Consider the following 20023-nt stretch of genomic DNA (forward strand, 5'->3'; position numbering starts at 1 on the left):
TCGTTATTTTAATAATTAGTTCTGTTCTTTGAGTGGGGTAATCGTAACCGGACCTAATAATCCCGATGGCATAGGTTCCCATTTTTTGGCATCGAATTTTTTATAATCTTTATCGACCATATTGATTTCGTAAAAAATCTTCCATTCTTCGCCCTTTAGTTCTTTATCCCTGATCCTGTTGGCAGAGAGATTCGTAACCTGAATTTTGAGTTTGTTTTTCCCTGATTTAAGTTTTGTAACATTCAATTGATAAGGAACTGACCAGGCTGTACCAATAAATTCATCATTAAGCCAGACTTTGGCACTTTCGCGAACATCTCCTAAATTCAGACTCCATTGATCTGCTTTAGTATTTGGTTTGTCAAATTCTAAGCTGTAAGTTGCGCTTCCGGAAAATGCCCCGGCTTGGGGACTTAATTTTGTCCAGGATTCAAGATGCGATACCGTTGCGCTTGCAGGCAACTCAGGACCGCCTTTGTCAAAAGTTATTTTCCAGTTTCCTTTCAAAGCAATGGCATCAGCAGAAGGCTCATAATAATTCCATTTTTTTTGCGAAGCTGTATTTTCTGTTTTTAGAAAATAAGATTGTCCCGGTGCTATTTTAATTTTAACCAATGTTGTAGTGGCATTTTTAGTAACAACTGCATTGCCATAATCTCTGGTTAACGGATCGAAAATCACCACTTCTTTATTCCCAATCTGAAGCGGAATAAAAGTATCTATCGTTTTTGGAGTATGGTTGACCAAATAATATATTTTTTCGCCATCGATAGCTCTTCGGGTATATTTTAAACCGGTATCAACAAGCGTTTCAGGATACAAGTGTGCATTTTCTAAAGCTTTAAAGACATCCGAAGCAGGCTGTATCAGGTCTTTGTTTGTGGCTAAAAAATTTTGAAGTTTTTCTTCCTGTTTTTTATAATCATTAAATCCGGGAACCGATTCCGGTAATCCTTCAAAAATAATCGATCCTCCTGCTTTTTTAAGTTCAATTAGTTTTTGCAAAGTAGTAAGGGGCATTTTTTTGCAAGACGGAATAATCAGCGATTTAAAGCTGCCGCCCGGTAGCATTATTTTCCCATTCACCACTTTTGCATCGGCTATAAAGTTGTCAGAGATAAAGTCTACACCATATCCTTTTTTTATTAAACTTCTTGTGGTGTCATAAAAAGAGGTGTCGTATAACCATTCTGATAAAGAATGTATTTTGAACTGAAAGAACAAATTGCCCTTTTGATATTTGTCCCATGTATCAAAAATTGGCCAGTAAAGCAGGATTTCATTATCCGGTTTTCCTTGTTGCAATAAAGACTGGCAATTGGAAATGTAAGAGAATAAAGCCGGAGCGTCTTCCCAAATAGCATTATTGGCATTAAAATTTACAGAAGCATAAAATTGCCATCCCGGCCATGCTGCTCTTTCTGGCGAATAAGTAGATCCGTGCAGGAAAACATGATTAACCCCGTTGAGCATTAAATCTTCGACCTCAGGTTTGCATTGCGATAATGCCGTTTTAAAATGTTCTCTGAGCCACGTAAAAGTCTCTGATGAAACCAGATTTTTGCCCGATATATGAGCAGCCGATGAGGAGAATTTCAGCATTACCGGATCAGCATCGCCTTCGCGGATATCTTCTTTTTCACGTCTGAAACCCGGAATATCAAAAGGCATTGATCCAAAAGTTTCGCACTCGGGAATATCTGCCGAGGCATATAAATCGATGAGATTGCCAGGAGAACCATGCGCCTGAAGTTTGGTTTTAAAGTTTTTAGAATGCGCCCAGGCAGTCCATGACAGATCGAATTTATTTAGCAATAAATCGCCAATCGTTTGCCTGTAATCGCTTCTGATTCTGTTACTAATTTCATTATCAGTTTCATTCAGTAAAAGAGGCAGTTCTTTTTTAAGGTCATAACCACGTAAGGCTTTAAATTCTTCGAAAAAATTCGGGGTAAAATCAGTTCCGTAAACTTCAAAACTATCATTGAAAATTGCCCTGATTTTTCCTTCTCGGCCTTTAAAAGCGGTATTAAAAGGAACCACATAAGCATTAAGAGCTTCCTTGGAATAATGATCTAAAGTATATCCTTTTCCGCCCGGTGCAGCCCTTTTTACTTCCTGTCCAGTTTTTCCGCTAAAAACGGCATAAATGGTATAATCTTTTTTACCCGCTTTCCAGTTCAGTTTATTGGGTTCTGATATATCGGGCAAAGCAACGTGATTGCCCTCAATTCCTTTGTCTTTGGCATTCACTTTATTCTTCTTTAACTGATCTGTTAAGTTGATATAAGTGCCATCGCTTGCGTAAGCTACAACATACAAAAGGTCAGCAGGTACTTTTTCTTTGCTGTTGCTAAGCGTAATATTTTTATTGAAAGTCTCATTCTTCTTTACAGGATATTTCTCTACAATTAGTTTTGAAGCGGCATGAGGCAAAGTGACATGAGAACCTCCGTAAGGCCAGCCTGTTCCTAATACCATATCGACCTGCATGTGCAGACTATCAGCAATATGAATAGTATAATCCAGCATTTCCATCCATTTTGGAGAGAGATAATCGATAAAATTGTTTTCTTCTCCTTTTACACCATATATAGGAGTGATCTCCACACCGCCAATTCCGGCTTTGTAAAAGTCGGTAAGGCTCTTTTTCAGGTTGGGTTTATCGACAGCACTTCCCATCCACCACCAACGCGTCCAGGGCTGATTAATGTTGGTCGATTTTGGCCAGGGAGAACCGGAGGTTTCCTGTGCGAAAGTACTGAGAGCGCAGGAAAAGAATAATGTAATAAAGAGGTTTGATTTGGTTATTTTCATTATTTTACTCAAAAGTTTTAGTGGTTACTAAATTAATCACTTCACATTATTAAAAAATTATGCCAGGACAATTTTATAGTAGTAATAAAAGTAAAAGTATTAGTATCGTATCAAAAGGCTATCCTGTAGCATCCTGTTTTTGGCAATTATATCCAAAAATGAAATACTTAATGAATGTACCTACTTATTTTATAATTCTTCTTTTTTTATAAAAATAAATATCAAATGATAAAAAATATTTTATTTAAATTTTTGATATGATATTTATTATTCTTTCAATTTATTTAGAGATTGTAAATCAGTCAGTTGTGGGATTTTTGTCTTAAAATAAATATAAAAAACCTATAAGACGCTGAAATCTAACAGGATACTACAGGATGCCACCAATACAAGTTCTGGATAAATTTGAAAAAACTATTAAACTAACCAAAATTTAACTTTTATGAAAAACAAGCTTAATCTTTTGCTGATTATGGCCTTCTTTGCTTTGTTGCACGGATCGGTTTATGGGCAAGAAAAAACGGTTACAGGAACAGTTACTGATCCGTCGAAACTCTCTATTCCGGGAGCCAATGTAATTGTGAAGGGAACCAATAGAGGAGCTAGTACTGACTTTGATGGAAAATTCAGCATAAAGGTATCTGAAGGAGAAACCCTGGTTTTTTCTTTCGTGGGATTTTTGAAAAAAGAAATAAAAATAGGAGCTTCAACTACTTACAATGTTTCTTTAGATGCAGAGAGTTCAAACTTAAATGAAGTAGTAGTGATAGGGTACGGAACCCAAAAGAAAAAATTAACTACGGGCGCCATTTCAGGTATTAAAACAGAAAATTTTACAGAGCGACCAATTTCAAGAATCGATCAGGGATTAATAGGGCAGGTAGCCGGTGTTCGTGTCAAGCAAACCACGGGTTTACCAGGTCAGCCATTTAGTATCGAAATCAGGGGATCAGGATCAATTACGGCAGGAAACGAACCTTTGTACGTGGTGGACGGATTTCCTATTTATACAGAAGGATCTAACAGTAATGGTGGATTTTCAAGCGGAAGCCCTTTAGATAATATGAACCCCAATGATGTAGAATCGATTGAAGTATTAAAAGATGCAGCAGCAGCTTCTATTTACGGATCAAGAGCTTCAAATGGAGTTGTTTTAATTACCACTAAAAAAGGAAAAAAAGGGAAAACAAAATTTACGTTTAATATGTATGGCGGTGTAAATAAAGAAGCCAACAGAGTAGATATGTTATCTGCACAGGGATGGATCGACAGGGCAAAAACCATGATTGATTCGCAATGGGTAGGATCAGGAATTGCAGGAGCTTCGGCAAGTCAGAACAACGCAGAGAGAATTGCGGCTTACAATGCTAAAAATCCAACTGCACCTCTTAACACAGCAAATACAAGATATTATACTTATTTGTATGATGAAAGATGGGACATTCCGGGACATCCGGGACTTGATTATATCGACTGGCAGGATAAAGTTTTCCGTACAGGAGAATTCAACAACTATCAATTATCGGCTTCGGGAGCTACAGATGTGGTGAATTATTACGTATCTGCCAATTATCAAAAAAATACAGGATACATCATTGGAACGGATTATACTTTATTTTCGGCAAGAGCCAATGTTGATTTTAAATTATCAGAAAACTTTAAAACCGGAATAAACATTGCGCCATCCTACTCGATCAGAAACGATCCGGGTGTAGAAGGAAAAGACAATACGTTATTTAAAGCCCTTACAGCAACACCGGTTTTTGAAAGCGCTTCTAATGCGGCAGGAGAAAAATACACAACAAGATACGCCTGGGGAAGCAGTACAACCAATATGCTAAATGCATTGGCGAGAACAGGAAAAAACTCCATGTACAGAACTTTGATTTCTACTTATGCCAGTTATCAGTTTGTAAAAGGACTTACCTGGAAAACGACATTAAACTTTGATAACTCAGATAATACTACAGAAAGTTATACGCCAAATGATGTTCAGGCAAGTATTAGAGGGGCTTATAATACCTACAGAAGACAAAATTTAGTCAATGAAAATACCTTAAACTGGGACAAATCATTTGGCGATCATAATTTCAATATATTGTTAGGACAGTCTTTCAGCTCATACGAAATCATGAGGTCAAACTTATCTTCGGGAGCATTATACAATAGTTCAACAGTTGAAACATTGCCAACAGGATCTTTGGGATCTACAAATGCTGAAAAAAGTACGTTACTGTCTTATTTTGCAAGGTTGCAGTACAATTACAAAGAAAAATACATTTTGTCTGCCAGTGTGAGACGAGATGGTTCTTCAAAATTTGGATCAGACAGACAATGGGGCGTTTTCCCTTCACTATCACTAGCATGGAGGGTAAAACAAGAACAATTTTTACAAAAAGTAGACTGGCTTAGCGACTTAAAACTAAGAGCAAGCGGTGGACTTAACGGAAGTAACAATATTGGAAGTTATGCTTCGTACGCAACATTGGCCACTTACAATTATTCTATTGGCGGAGCAGCAGCCATAGGGCAGGGAGCATCATCAATTGCAAACCCTTCATTGCATTGGGAAGAATCAAGAAGTATTGATTTTGGGTTAGATTTTGGAATCTTAAAAAACAGACTTTCAGGAACATTTGAAGTATACAGAAAAAATAACAGCGAATTGTTATTAAGAGTGCCTATCGTTGGAGCAACCGGATTTACAAGTTATCTTACCAATGTTGGTGAAGTACAAAATCAAGGTTGGGAATTTGAATTGAGTTCTCTAAATGTGAAGACGCCTAATTTTGAGTGGAGAACATCGGCAAACTTAAGTCACAATGAAAATAAAGTTTTGGCTCTGGGTCCGGGTCAGTCGAAAATTGAAATTAGTAATGCGTATGACGGAGGAATTCCGTTTGTAAAATTAGAAGTAGGAAAACCAATGTATACCATATTTGGATTACAGCAAAACGGAGTCGTAACTCAGGCTGATATCGATGCAGGGGGAACTACAATTGGAGGGAACAAATTAGTATTGGGAGATCCTCGCTATATTGATCAGAACGGAGATAAAAAAATCAATTCAGATGACCGTGTGGATTTAGGAAATCCAACTCCAAAATATACCTGGGGAATCACCAATACCTTCAAGTATAAAGATATCGACGTAAACATCTTAGTTCAGGGACAAAACGGAGGAACAGTTTACGGATTAACCGGAAGAGCTATTGACCGTACCGGAATGGGTTCTGTTGAGAATTCACTTAATGTAGATCCATCTGTGAGAGGAAACTGGAGAACTTCTTTTGGATATCAGGCCAATTCAGATTGGTTGTACAAGTCAGATTATGTGAGTGTTAGAAACATCACAATTGGTTATAACCTAAGACAAGCCATTAAAGGTTTAAGCAGAATCGATAATATGAGACTTTATGTAACAGGAGAAAACTGGTTCTACTGGAACAAATATAAAGTAGGTTTTAACCCGGAAGCGGTAAATACTTCAGCGAGTTCAAACAGCGATTTTTCTGTACCGGTAGATTATGGAGGAGCTCCTTTGGCAAAATCTTTAGTGATAGGACTTAACATTAATTTTAATTAAAATAAAATGAAAAAATATATTTATTTACTAACAGTAGTATTGGCAATGACATCCTGCACGGATGAATTGAATCAGTTGCCTTTATCTCAGGGAACAATCGAGAATTTCTATGCTACGTCGGGTGATTTTGTTCAGGCCAGAAATGCCACGTATTCTGTTGCTTTTCACGGAATGGGAACATACGGTTATGCCAACAGGGTTTTAAATTTAAGTGAAGTAAGATCAGATAATTTGCTGGCAACAACACAAGCTTCAAGAGATTGGGAAGGAATTAATAGTTTTTATACCTCGATAAGTTCTAACACTTACGTGAAAGAAGCCTATCTGAGTAATTATAATGCTATTAATAAAGCCAATCAGTTATTAGAGAAAATCGCCGAAAAAGGAGATCAGATCTTTACGAATCCTGCGGATAAAGCTTCAATGATTGCTGAAGCGCGTTTTCTTAGAGCATTCTGCTATTTTGATTTATTAAGATGGTTTGGTAGAGTTCCATTAATGGAAAAAACAATGACCGCGACCGAAGCTGCAAAAATTCCAAGAACTCCGGTTGTAGATGTTTATAAATTAATTATTTCAGATCTTGAACAAGCGATTCCGGATCTTGCTCCTTCATACGACGCGGCCAATTACGGAAGAGTTACCAAATACGGCGCAAAGGCATTATTAGGTCTTGTATACATGACGCGTTCAAGCCCAACCTATAATATTGATGGTGCTACACTTGGATTAAATGAATGGGATAAAGCTTATCAGCAATTAAATGATATTAAATTAAGTGGCTTATATGCTTTTGCAGCAGATTACGAGCCTATTTTTAAAGTAGAAGGAATTACCAATAAAGAAAACGTATTGACCATTCCCTACACTCAAAGTTTACCACTTGCCGTTGGGGGTAATTTTATGGTAGAGTTAGGGTACGAACCTTATTTTGCCTCAGTAAATTTATCAGCACAGGGAGCTCTTGAAGCAAAACCAATTTCTACAGGATTTTTGAATTTATTTGCAGAAACAGACAAAAGAAAAATTTACGGTATAGCAACCAGTTATACAGTAGCAACAGGAACTTATAAAGGAAGTTATACATTACCTGTTTTCAAAAAATACATTGATGCTACCAGATACGGAAACGGTCGTGAAGACTGGGGTGTAGATTTTATGGTAACGCGTTACACAGATGTATTAATGCTTATGGCCGAGTGTACACTTCACGGTGGTGGAGGTTCGCAGGCAGAAGTTGATGATATTGTAAATAAAGTTAGAACAAGAGCAGGAGTTCCGGCAAATGCTTCTAATATTACTTTGGATGATTTGTTTACGGAAAGAAGAAAAGAATTTTTCTCTGAAGGAACAAGATGGTTTGACCTGATCAGATCAGGAAAAGCAGTAACAACTATGAACGCCTGGAAAGCAGCAGAAGATACCGAGGGGAAAATTAGAACAATCGAAAACAATTCGTTGTTATATCCAATTCCGTTATCAGAAATCTTAGCCGTTCCTGGACTTTACGATCAAAATCCGGGTTACGATTAATAATTGGAGTCTTTTTTATTTTTGTTTTTTGAAAAAAAGCTGTCTTTTCAGGCAGCTTTTTTTTAGTTTTAAAATTGAAAATAAACAGGAAAGCACAGGATACCTTTACCGTTTAACTGTTTTAAATTTAAAGTTTTAGTATTAAAAAATATTCAGATGATGTACTTAAAAAGATTTCTTTTATTTCTACTGGTTTTTAGTGTAAAATACTCCATTTCGGCGCAGGTAAAATTGCCTTCGTTAGTAGCCGATAATATGGTTTTACAGCAAAATGCAAAAGTTAATTTGTGGGGATGGGCAGCGCCAAACGAAAAAATAACCATTCATTTAGGATGGAACAGTCTTCCGGCAGAAGTTATTGCTGATGCCAATGGAAATTGGAAAACAGCAGTTACAACACCTTTGGGGAGCGAAAAAACGTATGATATTACCCTTAATGCATCCAACACAATTGTATTAAAAAATGTCTTAATTGGCGAAGTCTGGCTTTGTTCAGGTCAGTCGAATATGTTTTTTCCTGTGGGGAGAGAAGATAAAACATGGAAAACCGGAGTTAAAAATTACGAGGAAGAAGTCAAAAATGCCTCATTTCCCAATATTAGATTATTCACCGTGGCTGTAAATGCTTCGCAAACTCCACTTGAAGATGTTACAGGAAGCTGGAAGGTTTGTACCCCGGAAAGTATTCAGAACTTTTCTGCTGTGGCGTATTTCTTTGGAAGGGATTTATATCAAAAACTAAATGTTCCCATTGGATTAATTTCGACTTCATGGGGAGGAACAAAAGCAGAAGCGTGGACTGCTCAAAGTGTTTTAGAACAAGATGTTGTCTTTTTACCCATTTTGCAGGAAGATGCCAAAAATGAAAAATTATATCAGGAAAAACTGGAAACGTACTATTTAAATCTTACCAACGAACGAATTGCAGCTGCAGCAAATGCCGAGAAAGGGCAATTGAAAAAGCCTAAAAAAGAAGCCAACAAAACCTCGTATGTTTTATACAATGCAATGCTTCATCCTCTAGTAAATTATACCATAAAAGGAGCGATTTGGTATCAGGGCGAAAGCAATTCAGGAAAAGCCTATTTGTACCGATCATTATTTCCGGCAATGGTAAAAAGCTGGAGAGAAGAATGGAAACAAGGCGATTTTCCGTTTTATTATGTGCAAATTACGCCTCACAAAGGACAAACTCCTGAAATACGTGAAGCGCAATTAATGTCTTTAAAAACAATCCCAAATAGCGCAATGGCCGTAACGACAGATGTTGGAGACGCCAATAATATTCACCCAATAGACAAGCAGACAGTAGGCTACAGACTGGCTTTGATTGCGCGCGCTAAAAGCTATGGAGAAAATAAACTGGTGTATTCAGGACCTATTTTTAAAGAAATGAAAATTAAAAAACAAAAAGCACAATTGTTTTTTGATTACGCCGAATCGGGATTAAAGAAAAATGGAGAAAGTCTAAAAGAATTTGAAATAGCAGGAGAAGATCAGGTTTTTTATCCTGCCGATGCCAAAATTGAAGGGAAAACGGTGGTAATTTCTTCTTCAAAGGTAAAAAATCCGATAGCCGTTCGTTTTGCCTGGAAAGCCATTCCGGAGCCTAATTTATTTAATAATGAAAATTTACCCGCTTCACCTTTTAGAACAGATGATTGGGAAATTAAAACAGATAAAAAGTAAGTTGAAGCGTTGTGATTTTTTTAGCCTCAATTTTGTCATCTCGAGCAACGAGAGATCACACAAGTAATTCTTCAAAGATTGGCGATTTTGTTTGTCGAGCTTCTCTCGGAGATTTCTCCTGCGTAGAAATGACAATAATGTATTTAAAATTTGCTTCTTAGCGACTTTGCGAGATTAATTTTATTCTTTATAATCTGTGGCAAAAAAAAAATACGCAGCTATGTTGAAAATAAATCTTAATTGAATAAAAACTAAAATGAATAGAAGACAATTTATAATCGGAAATTCTCTTGCTGTTATGGCGCTTTGTCTTCCATTTTCGGCGAAAGCCATAAATGTATTAGACGATCCTAAGCTTTCAGATTTCGAGAAAAGACTTCGACCAGTTGGGCGCGCTTTAGAATTTGAAGATTATTACGTTTGGTGCAACAGTCCGATTGAAGGTCCGGACGGGAAAATTCATGTGTTTTTCTCCCGATGGCCCAAAGCAAAAGGCATGAGCGGATGGATCAATAGTTCTGAAATTGCGCATGCTGTGGCCAACAGTCCGGAAGGTCCGTATGAATATGTAAGCACAATTTTAGCCCCGAGAGGAGCAGGATTTTGGGACGCCACAACCTGTCATAATCCCAGCATTCATTTTGTAGACGGAAAATATGCCCTGTTTTTTATGGGAAATGCTAACGGAAAAATGAATACAAAACGAATTGGTTTGGCCACTTCGGATTCTCTTTACGGACCCTGGAAAAGACCGGATGAACCCTTATTGCTTCCGGGAAAAGAAGGCGCCTGGGATGATCTTCTAACAACCAATCCTTCGTTTCTCAAACATCCAAATGGTGAATATTGGTTGTATTATAAATCATTAGATACAGAGAATTACGAGCATCCAAAATTCCCCGTTAAGGGAAATAGAAAATACGGACTGGCAATTGCCAAATCGCTTCAAGGCCCTTATATAAAATACGAAGATAATCCGGTAATTGATTTTTCTAAATTGGGAGATAATAAACAATGCGAAGACGCTTTTGTATGGTATGAAAACAAGAAATTCAAAATGCTGGCCAGAGATATGGGCGTTTTTGGTATAGATTACGGATTGTACATGGATTCTGATGACGGGAAACATTGGAGTGATCCTCAAATTGCCTATCAGCCTTTAAATAAATACATCAACCAGCCTGAAGCACCTAAACATTTGAATCGTTACGGTAGGGTAGAGCGTCCGCAGTTATTGTTTCAAAACGGAAAACCAACTTATTTATTTACCGCTTCGCAAGGAGGAAAATACGAAACTGCTTCAGCATTTATTTTTAAAATAGTTTGAAAGGTGCCGAGGAACAAAGTAGTAAAGCTATATGAATTGAAACAATTGAAAGACCTTTGGAGATAATGTAAAACCGATGCATCTATTTGTTTAAAAAATTACGCCTAACATAAAACATTAGAAAAAATGGAAAATAATACAACAGTAAGAAATGCTTTTACAATGCAATTAAAACCAGGTTTTGAAGCCGAATATAAATTACGTCACGATACAATCTGGCCGGAATTGCAAACCTTACTTTCAGAAAGCGGAATACAGGATTATAGTATTTTTTTGGATGAAAAAACTTTGACTCTTTTTGCGGTTCAAAAACTGAGTAAAGATTTTGATACTAATTTTTTACCGAATCATCCCATTGTGAAAAAATGGTGGAGTTATATGGGAGATATAATGGAGACCAATGCGGATAATTCGCCCAAAACAATTGTGTTAAAAGAGGTTTTTCATCTGGATTAATTGACTAAATTGTTCCTCAAATAAAAATAAAAAAGAATGAAAAATATTATAAAATATTACGCGCCTATTGCATTGTCAGTATTAATTTTTGCGAGTTGTAATGCTCAGAAAAAATCGGCAGGAAGTACCATTGTTTTAAAAAACACCACAAATATAGAAGTACCCCAAAAAGCCATTTCGATAAAAAGAAATCAATTATCCTTAAATAATCAAACAGGAACTTATCCTGTTTTAATTTATAAAAACGACACAATTCCTGCGCAGCTAAATGATTTGGATGGAGACGGAAAATGGGACGAACTTTTTCTGGTAACTGATTTTACTGCTAAAGAAATAAAAACAGCAACCTTAAGATGGTCTGAAACGGATCCTAAATTTCCGTTAAAAACAAGCGCGAGATTCGGAAAACGAGAAGCTAAAAACCTGCCCGTTCATCCGGCGACAGAAGAAGTTTTAATGGCCAATGAGGTACATAAAAAATTAGGTTATCAAAAATACCAAACCGACGGACCAAGCTGGGAGAATGACAAAGTAGGTTTTAGACATTATCTGGACGGAAGAAATTCAAAAGATGTTTTCGGGAAAAGAATCCCTGCGATAACACCAGAAGATGTGGGTATTAATAGCAAAGGAGCCGTTGAGGATAATTACCATGTGATGCATGATTGGGGAAGGGATATTTTTCCTGTTGGGAATTCTGCCGGACTTGGCGGTTTTGCTTTATTGATCGATAATAAAATTAACCGACTTGGGATTATTGGCAGCGATACGATAAATAATATTGAAAAAACAACATTCAAAATTGTGAGTGAAGGACCTGTAAATTCGGTTTTAAGTTATACGTATCAAAATTGGGAAGCATCAGGAAATAAATATCAGGCGCAGGAAACGAGCTCAATTTGGCCAGGAATGTATGGCTATAAAAACACGATTTGGGTAAATGGTTTAAAAGGAAACGAAACACTGGTTGTAGCATTTTCGAACCTAAACAACCAAAATCAGCTACAAGTTATTGATGCGGGAGATTTTGTGTGTTTCATACAACACGATAAACTAACCTACGAACGCCAATGGATTTTGGGAACGGCTGTGATTGTACCAAAAAATGTTTATAAGGGATATATCGAAGCGCCTAAAACAGGAAAATTAACAGATTCATATTTGATAAAAATTTCTGCAAAAAACAATCAGCAAGTGAGTTATTACCCAATTGCCGGATGGGAATTAAGCGCAGACAAGAATTTTAAAGACTCAGCCTATTTTACAAATTACGTAACAACTTTAGCGAAACAGCTTTCAGCCAAGATTAAGGTTGAGATGAAGTAAGGTGCGTAAACTGCAAAGTTTTTCATCTTGAGAAACGAGAGATCGCACTTGAAACTCGACAAAGATTGACGATTTTCTTTATGGCGTTTCAAGTGTGGTCCTTCCTTTGTCAGGATTGACAAGATTGCACAAAAAGATTATTATGAAAACGAGACTAGCTCCTGAAAAAAATAACTAACACTAACACAAAACCAAAATGAAAAATATTTTTAGAATTTTAATCTGTATCATTGGATTTTCGCAGACTTCCTTTTCGCAGCATTATGCAAATGATAAATTTCCTGACGGAAGTGAAATTACCAACTGGTTTAAGGATTATTCTAAGATTCAGTTGAAAGATCTGGGCAAAAAATACACCATCACAGATTTTGGAGTAGCAAAGGATAGTACCAAAATTCAGACCATCGCCATTCAGAAAGTGATTGATAAAGCCGCAGCAAATGGTGGAGGGGTTATTATAATTCCCAAAGGTGTTTTTTTAAGCGGGGCTTTGTTTTTTAAACCCAAAACGACTTTATACCTTTCAGAGGGCGGAGTTCTGAAAGGATCTGATAATATTGCAGATTTCCCGATTATGCCATCCAGAATGGAAGGACAAAATCTGGATTATTTTCCGGCTTTGGTCAATGCGTACGGAGTAGATAATTTTTCGATTTCAGGAAAAGGAACCATTAACGGAAACGGGAAAAAGTATTGGGATGCTTTCTGGGAGCGACGCAAGGAAAATCCAAAATGTACAAATCTCGAAGTATCAAGGCCTCGATTGGTTTTTATTTGGGGATCAAATAATGTGCAACTTCAGGATGTAAAACTGATTAATTCAGGTTTCTGGACGAACCATTTTTATAAATGTAATAATGTAAAATTGCTGGATCTGTATATTTTTTCTCCTCATCTTACTTCAAAAGCGCCAAGTACAGATGCAATCGACATTGATATTTGCACGAATTTTTTAGTAAAAGGCTGTTACCTTTCGGTTAATGATGATGCAATTGCTTTAAAAGGTGGAAAAGGACCGTATGCAGATCAGGATAAAAACAACGGTCCTAATGCCAATATTATTATAGAGGATTGCACTTTTGGGTTCTGTCATTCGGCGCTAACAAACGGAAGCGAATCGATACACAATAGAAATGTAATTATGCGCAATTGCAAAATTGATGGAGCTTCGCGATTATTATGGCTAAAAATGAGACCTGATACACCACAACGATATGAATATATACGTGTAGAAGATATTAAAGGAGAAGCCAAAACGTGTCTGGCGGTTTTTGCCTGGAAACAATTTTTTGATTTAAAAGGACGTCCTGATGTTCCCTTGTCGTATGGAGATCATATTACTTTAAAAAATATAGACTTAAAATGTGATACTTTTTATGGAGTAGAAAATGATCCAAATGTTCGTTTATCTAATTTTTCATTTGAAAATTTAAACATTCAGGCGACAAAAACAAGCATTGATAAAAGCATAATAAATGGTGTAAATTTTACAGATGTTTACGTGAATAAGCAGTTGGTTGAGTAATTTTTCCTCAAATTCCCGGTTAATCTCAGGTTTATAAGCGGCGAAAAGTTAAAATTTAAGACCGTTTTTTGTGATTTAGTCAAAAAAAGACAAATTATTTTTAGCTGTTTTTTGCACCTTGTATAAGCAGCTGTTTTTATAGTTGAAGAAATAAGTGATTGATTAGTAGTTGTTTGGTTCTTCTGGGGTTCACGAAAAAAAGCGAGGTAAATTTAATGTTAAATCCAAGACTGAAAAACACTGATAATTTTAACGTGAAATATGTTGTAACTATCAATCAAACTTTTATTTTTGCTGCTTAATTTAATAATTATAAGCATGAAAGATCTATTAGTAAAAATCAACGCCGAAATTGACACATTTAGAGCAGAAGCTGAATCTTTAACAGAAAAAGGTGTTAAAGCTGCTGGACCAAGAGCTCGTAAAGCTACTTTAGAAATTGAAAAACTTTTAAAAGAGTTTAGAAAAGTTTCTATCGAAGAATCAAAAAAATAATATTTTTATTCAAAATAAAACCTCGTTTAAGCAATTAAACGAGGTTTTTTTATTTAAAGCAATATCGTTTACAACAAAAAAAGATTTTGAAGATCTCACGATTCACAATTCATAATTTTACCTCAATATAATCCTTAAGACCGCATTCTTTTAATTTTTTAATGCTTTCCGCCACTGATAAGGCATTAAAATTGGCACCTTCTGCGCCAGTATGCGTGTGATCTTTAGGGAAAAATGCTTTTACCTTTTCCTTACCCAAAGCCTCGTATTTAAGGGCTACAACTTCATTTAAATCAATATAGAACACTTTTTCTTTATCGGCGGCCTCTTTAGACCATTTTCCGTATGTATCGCTTCGTCGTTCTACTTTATCATTTGGCCATTCATTTCGTGGCGTTTGGCTCAAAACAATGGGTATAGCGCCTTTTTCTTTAGCCTCGCGAATAAATTTAGTCATGTACCACCCAAAAGTGTGCACGATTTCTTTAGAGCCATCTGTAAGAATAACTTCCTGTGTTTCATCGCCGCTTCCTTTGAGAGAGCCTCTAAATTTTTCTTTATCAATAGCTCCGGCATCGTTATGCCCGAATTGAATTAGTATAAAATCTCCCGGTTGCAACTTGTTTTTAACTTCCTCCCAAAGACCTTCATGATCAAAAGTTCTGGTACTTCTGCCGCCTCTGGCTTTATTAATGACTTCAATTCTGGTAGTATCGCAATACGCAGGAAACGGGACTCCCCAACCTACAGCATTTGGATCACTGTTATTGTTGGCCATGGTTGAATCGCCAATTAAATAAACCTTCTTTTTGGCAGGAATCACAATTTTGGGATCTTTTAAAATGTAATTTTTTAAAGAATTTTTGCTTTCTTTTAATTGATTAATAATTACAGAAGCAGAAAGTACAGCGCCCTTGGCCGAGGTATGCGTATGATCTTTTTTATAAAAGTAAGTTCCCGTTACCTTTTGCTCGCCCAGTTTTTCCATTTCAAGGGCCATTTTATCATTCAAATCGATAAAAGTCACTTTCTCCTTATCGGCAACTTGTTTGGCCCATAAACCATACGACTGGTTATTGCGGGGCACTTTTCCTTCTTTCCAGTCGTTTCTTGGAATGGGAGAACAAACAATAGGAATCGCTCCTTTTGATTTTGCTTCACGAATTACCTTCTGAATATACCAGCCGTAACTGTGAATGATTTCATGTTTTTTAGTCAGTATATTATCAATTTCCTGTGTTTCGTTTCCAATTCCTTTGATCGTTCCGCGTGCGCGAAGACTATCATTTAAAGGGCCATCATCATTGTGCCCAAACTGAATCAGGACATAATCTCCCTTTTTAAGTTTATTTAAAACAGCAATCCACAAGCCTTTATCCTGAAAAGTTCTGCTGCTTGTACCGCCTAAAGCGTGATTTTCGATATTTATTTTTGTTGTATCTAAAAACTGTCCAATATAATCTCCCCAGCCCCAAAGTCCGCCGGAACCATCGCCTTTACCATTTTTTACAGTCGAATCGCCTACCATAAAAAGCGTGGGTTTATTTTCTTGTTTTAAAGTGAAATTGAAAAATAGAAAAGCCAGGGATAAAAAAGAAAGTAATTTAATTGATTTCATATAGTTAAATTGTAACATAGTTAATTTGATGTTATTTCAAAACTAGCAGTTCTGTTTTTATAAAGTATCCTGTACTATGATGTTAAAATACAATAGGATTATAAATTATTATATTGCAAAAATCAGGTAGGTACAGGATACTATACCACTAAAAAACAAAGAAATTGCATCCGCATTACGCAATTAATATCATCCGAATCTAAGGATAATTCATTTTTTACAACACTATGAGAATTAAAAAACAATCTATTCAAACCCTGACAGCTTTATTTTTAATGTGTTCTATCGTCGTTTTTGGACAAGAAAATAAAACTCCCCGCAAGATACATTACGCGCCGGAAGGAAATAGTTTTGTTTTAAAAAATGGAACCAGAAAATTCAACAGAGCATTATATGGTTCTAATACAGGCTTTCGAGTAGAAAGTGGCGATTTGCCTGAATTTGCAATGTATATGCCGGGCATGGGAGGAAATTTTAAATTAGGTCTTGTAAACGGAAATGAAAGCAAATGGATTACCGAAACAGCAAAAATTGATACGCGTTACGTTTTAGGTACGATGCATTATACGATTGAAGATCCCATTTTAGGAAACGGGAAATTATTTGTAGATGTTGTAGCCTTAAAAGAAAGCGAAGGTTTTATTGTAAAAGTGTACGGTAAAAACGTATCAAAAAACACCAGTTTAATTTGGGCTTTTGGCGGAGCAACCGGAAAAAAGTTTAGCCGTGATGGCGATATCGGCGCTGATCCTGAATCGGTTTTTTACCTTCAGCCGGATTATTGTATCAATAATAAATACACGATCAAAAAACAATCATTTCTATTAGAATATGGCTCTGAAAGCAACAAACAAAAGACAGGAAATAATAAAAACCTAACCGGATTTTTCCCGGAATCAGTAACCCGTTTGGCCAATGCCAAAACGCAAAATAAGCCATTAGAACTTTATACTTCAAATCCTGAATCGCTGAGTCTCCTTACAGGAAAAATAAAAACGATATCAGAAAAAGGAGATTATTGGTTGTTTTTGGCAGAAGATTCAAAAACAAATTACAATCAAAAAAGCATCACTCAATTGTATGAAAAGTCAGTGCAGCAAACGCAACTCTTAGCCAATAGAGTAAAGGTTTCAAGTCCCGATCCGTACATTAATACATTGGGATCTGCACTTTCGATAGCAGCTGACGGAATCTGGGAAAGTCCCGCTTATCTTCATGGCGCGATTGCGTGGAGAATGTATCTAAATGCCTGGCGCGGCGCTTATACAGCAGATCCTTTGGGTTGGCACGATCGGGCAAAAACGCATTTTACCAGTTACAGCAATTCGCAGGTAACAAGTCCTGAAAGTGGCCCCATTGTATTTGATGAAGAAAGAAATTTAGCGCGCCAGAAAGAAGAAATAGGAACATCGATGTTCAGCAGCGGCTATATTAGCCGAAGCCCAAACAAGAATAACGTGGCGCATCATTATGATATGAATTTGGTTTTTATAGATCAGATGTTACGACACTTTAAATGGACGGGGGATACAACATTCATAAAAGAAATGTGGCCAACAATTCAGCGACATTTAAATTGGGAAAAAAGAAATTTCGATCCCGACGGAGACGGATTGTACGATGCTTATGCGTCAATTTGGGCCAGTGATGCCTTGCAATATAGCGGAGGTGGAGTCATTCATTCTTCGGCCTATAATTATTATGCGAATAAAACTGTTGCTCAAATTGCAAAGAAAATTCAGCAAGATGAAAATCCGTTTACCAAGGAAGCTGCTAAAATTCTAAAAGCCACAAACAGCCAGCTTTGGGTACCAAATAAAGGGATTTTCGCCGAGTACAAAGACGCTTTAGGAAACCGATTATTGCACGATACACCCGGAATATGGAGCATTTATCACACGATAGATTCAGAATTATCGAATCCTTTTGAGAGTTATCAAATGCTGGATTATGTTACTAATCAGATTCCGCATATTCCAATTTCGGCAGAAGGATTAGACAAAAAGGATCTTTATGTGATTAGTACAACTAATTGGCAGCCTTATACATGGTCGACAAATAATGTGGCTTTAGCCGAACAATTGCATACTTCACTAGCTTTCTGGCAAGGCGGACAATCAGAAAAAGCCTTTACAATGTGGGAAAGCGCTTTGGTAGAAAGTATGTATTTAGGCGCTTCGCCAGGAGGTTTCGAGCAGCTTTTGTATCAGGATGCCATGCGTGGCGAATTGTACCGCGATTTTGCTGACCCGATTGGTATGGCTTCGCGAACTTTGGTCGAAGGACTTTTTGGAATTCAGCCCGATGCTTTGGCCGAAGTTTTAACCATCAAACCCGGATTTCCTGAAAAATGGAATCAGGCTTCTTTAACAATTCCGGATATTTCGATTGATTTTAAAAGAGAAAATAAAGAAGAAAAGTATCAAATCAAGAATCAGTTTTCGACCAAAATGAATTTGAATCTGGTTTTAAATTCGTCTTACGAAGCAGTAGAAAGCATTATCGTCAACGGAAAATCAGTTTTGTGGAAACCAGTTCCGGAAAATATCGGAAATCCAAAAATAAGCATCGAAGTTCCGTACAATAACCTTTATGATATTACCATTAAATGGAAAGGAGATTCGGTAGAAAATAGTCCGTCAAAAGAAAATTATGCTGTCAATGAAATAGTAGAATTAAAAACTTCTAAAGCTAAAATTATATCCCTATACGATCCTCAATTGGTTTTAAGTGAAATTTCGAAAACGGAAAATTCGCTCAAGGCAAAAGTGAATTCGCTGGGCAATAAACTCTTTTTTATAGAATTAAAACAAGGCGAATTATCGTGGTGGAAACCCATTCATGTAAATGTAAAAGAACAAAATAAATTCAATAAAGAAAGTACAAACTGGGATCTGCCATTGGATAAATCAAAACGAGCAGAAACAATCTCGCTTTCATCGTTTTTTAACTCCAAAGTAGTGGATATTTTCAATTACGAATATCTCTCGCCACGACCGCAAACAGTAACATTACAATTGCCAAAACAAGGAATTGGAAATTGGTGTTATCCCAATATTTCAGTAAAAATAGATGACAAAGGATTACGCGAAAAAGCAAAAACAAACGGACAGATTACAACGCCAAACGGAATCCCGTTTCAAACGCCTTCTGATGAAAATCAAAAAAATATTGCCTTCACATCCATGTGGGATAATTTCCCTGAAAGCATAACCATTCCATTAAACGGAAAAGCTTCTCATGCCTATTTTATGCTCGCAGGAACAACAAATCCAATGCAAAGCCGAATTACAAACGGAGAAATCACGATCAATTACACTGACGGAACATCGGAAATCCTACCGTTAAAAAATCCGGAAAACTGGTGGCCCATCGAGCAGGATTATTTTATCGATGGCTTGGCCTTTACAACTGATGCCCCAAAACCACCAAGAGTTTATTTTAAAACAGGAGAAATAACAAGAGATTTCAAAGATTTCAAAACCATAAAAGGATTCTCTGGTTATGGCATTGATGGCGGCGCAGGAACAATTCTGGATTTACCATTAGATAAAAACAAAACATTAAAAAATATGACTTTAAAAACTATTGCCAATGATGTGGTGATTGGTTTGATGAGTTTGACTTTAATTAGAGAATAAGTCAATTAGA

The 20023-nt window shown here is 36.6% G+C and carries 11 protein-coding genes; 9 read left to right on the plus strand and 2 right to left on the minus strand.

From position 1 onward, the window contains the following. Positions 1-15: 15 nt before the first annotated feature. On the minus strand, positions 16-2817 hold the full coding sequence (locus FLACOL7796_RS07695; RefSeq protein ID WP_173970230.1) for a glycosyl hydrolase: 2802 nt from the start codon (positions 2815-2817) through the stop codon (positions 16-18). Positions 2818-3259: 442 nt separating this feature from the next. Between FLACOL7796_RS07695 and FLACOL7796_RS07700 the strand changes: the two genes are divergently transcribed. From FLACOL7796_RS07700 to FLACOL7796_RS07735, 8 genes are all read left to right on the plus strand, one after another. Continuing rightward, positions 3260-6403 (plus strand): SusC/RagA family TonB-linked outer membrane protein, encoded by a 3144-nt coding sequence (locus FLACOL7796_RS07700; protein ID WP_173970231.1) that lies wholly within the window; start codon positions 3260-3262, stop codon positions 6401-6403. A gap of 6 nt (positions 6404-6409) precedes the next feature. Next, the gene (locus FLACOL7796_RS07705; protein ID WP_173970232.1) at positions 6410-7936 is read left to right on the plus strand and encodes a RagB/SusD family nutrient uptake outer membrane protein; all 1527 of its coding nucleotides are present in this window, start codon (positions 6410-6412) and stop codon (positions 7934-7936) included. Positions 7937-8092: 156 nt separating this feature from the next. After that, positions 8093-9625, plus strand: a complete 1533-nt coding sequence (locus FLACOL7796_RS07710; RefSeq protein WP_173970233.1) for a sialate O-acetylesterase — start codon at positions 8093-8095, stop codon at positions 9623-9625. A gap of 256 nt (positions 9626-9881) precedes the next feature. Next, positions 9882-10952 carry a glycoside hydrolase family protein gene (locus FLACOL7796_RS07715; protein ID WP_173970234.1) on the plus strand — a complete coding sequence of 357 codons (1071 nt, stop codon included), beginning with the start codon at positions 9882-9884 and terminating at the stop codon, positions 10950-10952. Positions 10953-11078: 126 nt separating this feature from the next. After that, the gene (gene rhaM, locus FLACOL7796_RS07720; RefSeq protein ID WP_173970235.1) at positions 11079-11408 is read left to right on the plus strand and encodes an L-rhamnose mutarotase; all 330 of its coding nucleotides are present in this window, start codon (positions 11079-11081) and stop codon (positions 11406-11408) included. 36 nt (positions 11409-11444) lie between these two features. Then, positions 11445-12734 (plus strand): DUF4861 domain-containing protein, encoded by a 1290-nt coding sequence (locus tag FLACOL7796_RS07725; protein ID WP_173970236.1) that lies wholly within the window; start codon positions 11445-11447, stop codon positions 12732-12734. 196 nt (positions 12735-12930) lie between these two features. Further along, positions 12931-14259 (plus strand): rhamnogalacturonidase, encoded by a 1329-nt coding sequence (locus tag FLACOL7796_RS07730; RefSeq protein ID WP_173970237.1) that lies wholly within the window; start codon positions 12931-12933, stop codon positions 14257-14259. A gap of 318 nt (positions 14260-14577) precedes the next feature. Further along, positions 14578-14754, plus strand: a complete 177-nt coding sequence (locus FLACOL7796_RS07735; protein WP_055095391.1) for a histone H1 — start codon at positions 14578-14580, stop codon at positions 14752-14754. Positions 14755-14863: 109 nt separating this feature from the next. On the opposite strand, the gene FLACOL7796_RS07740 is transcribed toward FLACOL7796_RS07735, so the two are convergent. Continuing rightward, a complete protein-coding gene (locus tag FLACOL7796_RS07740) occupies positions 14864-16372 on the minus strand; it encodes a rhamnogalacturonan acetylesterase (RefSeq protein ID WP_173970238.1) in 1509 nt (502 codons plus the stop codon). Positions 16373-16599: 227 nt separating this feature from the next. Between FLACOL7796_RS07740 and FLACOL7796_RS07745 the strand changes: the two genes are divergently transcribed. Continuing rightward, complete coding sequence (locus FLACOL7796_RS07745; protein WP_173970239.1) at positions 16600-20013, plus strand: DUF4450 domain-containing protein; 3414 nt, start codon at positions 16600-16602, stop codon at positions 20011-20013. Positions 20014-20023: the final 10 nt, after the last annotated feature.

Origin of the sequence: Flavobacterium bizetiae (genome assembly GCF_902804475.1) — a bacterium.
GTDB classification, from domain to species: domain Bacteria; phylum Bacteroidota; class Bacteroidia; order Flavobacteriales; family Flavobacteriaceae; genus Flavobacterium; species Flavobacterium bizetiae.